Raw genomic sequence first — 3,882 nt, 5'->3', positions numbered from 1 at the left:
GGAAGAGAAGTGGAGGAAGAGAAGAATTGGTCCTCCAATAACGTCTACTATACATGACAAGGGATTATCGACAATTATAGATTGGAGGGGGCGAGATGCTCATGGTAAAAAATTAAAACTTAAGAGAAGAATGGAGATTCTAAGATGGAGAAAATGGCATATTAAAACAAAAATTTATAGTTCCCTCAATAGGAATTTAGCTCAAGCAATGAGAGAATTGGATAGAATAGGTGCACAGTTAAGTTTGCCTCGCGAAACTGTTAAATATTTGATGAACATTAGTGTGTCTTAGTGAGTATAATGGAACGTTTATACACAATGAAGGAAGCTTCAAAACTGCTTGGAGTTCATGTGAAGACGATACAGAGATGGGATAGGGAGGGTAAGATTAAGTGTGTTAGAACTATTGGTGGAAAAAGGAGAGTTCCAGAAAGTGAAATAAAGAGGATTCTAGGGATTTATGAGAAAAGAAAAATAGTCGGTTATGCGAGAGTTTCATCATATATTCAAAAAGACGACTTAGAAAGACAGATTGACTTGATAAAGAGCTATGCTAAGGAGAGAGGTTGGGAAGTAGAGGTTCTTAAAGATGTAGGTTCTGGGTTAAAGGAAGACAGGAGAAACTTTCAGAAACTGCTTAAGATGGTAATGAACAAAGAAGTCTCCAAGGTTATAATAGCGTATCCAGACAGGTTAACGAGGTTTGGATTCAAAATTCTCGAAGATTTCTTCAAAAGCTATGGGACTGAAATTATAGTGATAAATAGAGTGGAGAAGAGTCCGAAAGAAGAGCTAATCGAAGATTTGATTACAATAATTTCACATTTTGCTGGTAAGCTCTATGATATGAGAAGTCATAAGTATAAGAAGGTGGTTGAAGGTGCAAAGAAACTCATACAGGATTGTTAGCTATAAAATAAGACACAGCTACAACGTAAACGAATTTTTGAAAATCTACAAAAACATCCTGCAAAAAGCGATAGACATTATCTGGGATAATGTCGAGTGGGTTGAGAAAAGACAGAAAAGCTACTATGTGATTGAACAGGGAGAAACGGAAAAGGTAAAGAGGTACTATTATGTCAAGCGTTTAATCCCTAGAATCCCCAAGTCCAAGGAGTTCAAGAGGAGCTTGAGAAATGAACTGCTCAAGGACTGGGACTATGCATCGCATTACGTAGATTCAGCAATAAAAACCGCTTATTCAATAATCAACTCATGGAGGAAGAACTACATTAAGGGTAGGAGGAAGAGGAGTAAGCCAGTAGTCAAAAGGAGGTTCGTCAGGGTTAAGGAGACACTCTACGTCTATAGGAACGACAGGATTAGGATAACAGTTAGACCTAGAGAACTCTATCTAGAGTTTAACCTATCGAGAGCGTGGTTTAAGAAGAGAGTTAGGAGGCATGATCTAGGAGAGCTTATTCTAAAGGAAGATGAGCTTATAATAACCTTTAGGAAGCCACTGGAGGAGAGGAGAGTAACTGAGTACATTGGTTGGGATTTGAATAAGTGTAGTTTAGATGGATTCTCACCAAGGTACGGGTGGGTTAGAGTAGACTTAAAGAGACTATACCACATCCACAGAGTACATGAGATCAAGAGGAGGAGAATACATAGTATTTTCAGCATTGGCAATGGGTATTGGACTTATAAACTTAATAGTAATTCATGGACGTAAAGTTATAGAAAGAAAAGGAGAATGGTATTTTGATGCATGGTTAGTATTCATTATGCTTGTAACCTTCGTTCTCGGCGCTATAGGTGGAACCAAGGATCCAATTTATTCATTTATATTTGACAATGTTTATCAGGCATTGTCACCAACACTCTTCAGCTTCGCGTATCTTTATATGTGTACTATTGCAATTCAAGCTTTCCGTGTGATGAATTGGGATGCAGGATTACTTATGCTTGCAGGAGTTCTAACTATGATTGCAAACATACCTATGATTCAAGTACAAACTGGATGGTTTGTTGATTTGAAGAACTGGATATTTGCAGTTCCAGCTAGAGGGGTTTTCACTGCCTTCAGAATAAGTTTGGCTTTGGGCTTTGTTTTGATAGGTATTAGAGTTATACTGGGAGTAGAGCGTGGCTATTTGGGTGTTGAGGAGGTATAAAGCTAATGGAAATGCAGGAGCGGATTGAAAAATTATTGACGAACAAGACTTTTGTTCAGGGAATGCTTATTATCCTTCTAATAATTCCACTTGCTCGTCCACTTGGATTACCCATTAGAATAGATCAACATTCAATAAACTTCTACAATATAATTGAGAATTTAGAGCCTGGAACTAAAATATTATTCAATTATATACCTCCAGTGGTCCTTATGGGAGACTTGGTTCCCCAATCAATTCCAGTGATATATCATTTATTCTCAATTGCTAAAGAGAGGAATATTAAGATATACTTTGTCGGTCTTAGTGTTGCAGATGGCATATTACAGCTACTTGACACAGAAGTTTTTGCCACTATTGGGAGACCTGAAGACTATGGACTGAAGTATGGTGAGGACTGGTGTAATTTAGGATTTGTGGCTGGAGGTGACATTGCTTGGTCTACATTCGCTCAAAACATTCGTGCTTCAATACAATATGACAGATATGGAAATCCAATAGATAGTCTTCCTATGATGCAAGGAGTAAACTCTGTAGCTGATTTTGACCTTATCATCAATTGTGGCGAATATAATACCATGATAGTACGCCACTGGGGGACACCATATAATAAACCAATATTAGTGCTTTGTCTAACAGGTGCAGTTGTTCAAGATGTAGAGCCATTTTATAGAGCAGGACAAATTAAGGAATATTTGGCAGGAGTTAGAGCTGCAGCAGATTATGAGAAACTAGTTGGACGCCCTGGTAGAGCAATTGCTAGCTTAGATGCAATTTCAATTTCACATATGTTCTTAATTGCACTCATCATTATAGGAAATATTCTATATGTAAGAGAACGTGTAAGGAGGAGGAAGTGAGATGGTATCACAGGATCCTGGAGTTTGGGTTGCAGCATTATTTATAATGATGGGATACAGCATCGTAATTAAAGATAATCCTTTCTATAGGTTTGCTGAAAGAACCTTGGTTGGTGTAACTGCAGGGGTCTTAGCTGTTCAAGGTTTAGAAAATGTTAAAAAACTCGCAATCACCCCCCTAGCAAAAGGTGAAATTATAAACATAATTCCAATTCTCATAGGTCTCTTAGTATTCTTCAGGATTTCAAGAAAATATGCGTATATTAGCAGAATACCCTTGTCAATGATGCTTGGATCAGGTATCGCTGTAGGCATGGTTAGATCCATTCCAGCAGAAATAATCGGTCAAGTGAAAGGCTTATTTTCACCTATTTCCTCAGGGGCAACACCATTAGACTATTTAAATGCAGTACTTGTCCCATTGTTCGTCATATGCACACTACTATACTTTACATACACTAGAGAACATACTGGAACCCTAGGAATATTGACAAAAATTGGTAGATATGCAATTGCATTTGGTTTAGGAGCAAACTTCGGCAATATGGTGATGACGAGAACCAACTATGTCATTCGACCCTTGCAAATTATACTTTATAAATGGTTAGGAATCAAAGTATAAGTCTACAGTGATATCAATAATTTCCCTCTTTTTTACTTTTATCTTCTCTAGTGGGAAGAGAGAAATAAGAGACATAAGATTCAGAGTAACATTCAGCACTATTTATACAATGTTTATGTTTAATGTGTTTAGGAGCTTATTGAGATAAGGTTATTTTTATGAGGTAGTTTGCAAGTAGAGTTATTTGTTGGTGTTGATTATGTTTCCCTTTAGTTCTGATGCCTCTGTTTTGAGGAAGTCTACCAGGCATGTTTTGAGGGTTTTTGAGGGGAGGATT

At 37.4% G+C, this 3,882-nt stretch carries 5 protein-coding genes and 1 pseudogene; all 6 read left to right on the top strand.

The window, feature by feature from the left end; translation table 11 throughout:
• A pseudogene (locus tag ACW8TM_RS02280) lies at window positions 1-292 on the top strand (hypothetical protein); the annotation flags it as partial.
• Window positions 293-300: 8 nt separating this feature from the next.
• Window positions 301-909: an IS607 family transposase gene (locus ACW8TM_RS02275; RefSeq protein ID WP_491531659.1), complete on the top strand. Its 609-nt coding sequence runs from the start codon at window positions 301-303 to the stop codon at window positions 907-909.
• Window positions 881-1,681: a hypothetical protein gene (locus tag ACW8TM_RS02270; RefSeq protein WP_491531658.1), complete on the top strand. Its 801-nt coding sequence runs from the start codon at window positions 881-883 to the stop codon at window positions 1,679-1,681. The genes ACW8TM_RS02275 and ACW8TM_RS02270 overlap by 29 nt, the downstream gene beginning before the upstream one ends.
• Window positions 1,638-2,123 (top strand): hypothetical protein, encoded by a 486-nt coding sequence (locus tag ACW8TM_RS02265; RefSeq protein WP_491531657.1) that lies wholly within the window; start codon window positions 1,638-1,640, stop codon window positions 2,121-2,123. The genes ACW8TM_RS02270 and ACW8TM_RS02265 overlap by 44 nt, the downstream gene beginning before the upstream one ends.
• Before the next feature lie 5 nt (window positions 2,124-2,128).
• A complete protein-coding gene (locus tag ACW8TM_RS02260) occupies window positions 2,129-2,983 on the top strand; it encodes a hypothetical protein (RefSeq protein ID WP_491531656.1) in 855 nt (284 codons plus the stop codon).
• 1 nt (window position 2,984) lies between these two features.
• On the top strand, window positions 2,985-3,605 hold the full coding sequence (locus tag ACW8TM_RS02255; RefSeq protein WP_491531655.1) for a hypothetical protein: 621 nt from the start codon (window positions 2,985-2,987) through the stop codon (window positions 3,603-3,605).
• The last annotated feature ends 277 nt before the right edge of the window (window positions 3,606-3,882 follow it).

The organism is Candidatus Culexmicrobium sp., assembly GCF_058356305.1.
This window is presented reverse-complemented; position numbering and strand designations above follow the sequence as displayed.

Coding starts and splice junctions, on each gene's coding strand:
- ACW8TM_RS02265 (WP_491531657.1), top strand. CDS start 1,638: ATGGGTATTGGACTTATAAACTTAATAGTAATTCATGGACGTAAAGTT.
- ACW8TM_RS02255 (WP_491531655.1), top strand. CDS start 2,985: ATGGTATCACAGGATCCTGGAGTTTGGGTTGCAGCATTATTTATAATG.
- ACW8TM_RS02275 (WP_491531659.1), top strand. CDS start 301: ATGGAACGTTTATACACAATGAAGGAAGCTTCAAAACTGCTTGGAGTT.
- ACW8TM_RS02260 (WP_491531656.1), top strand. CDS start 2,129: ATGGAAATGCAGGAGCGGATTGAAAAATTATTGACGAACAAGACTTTT.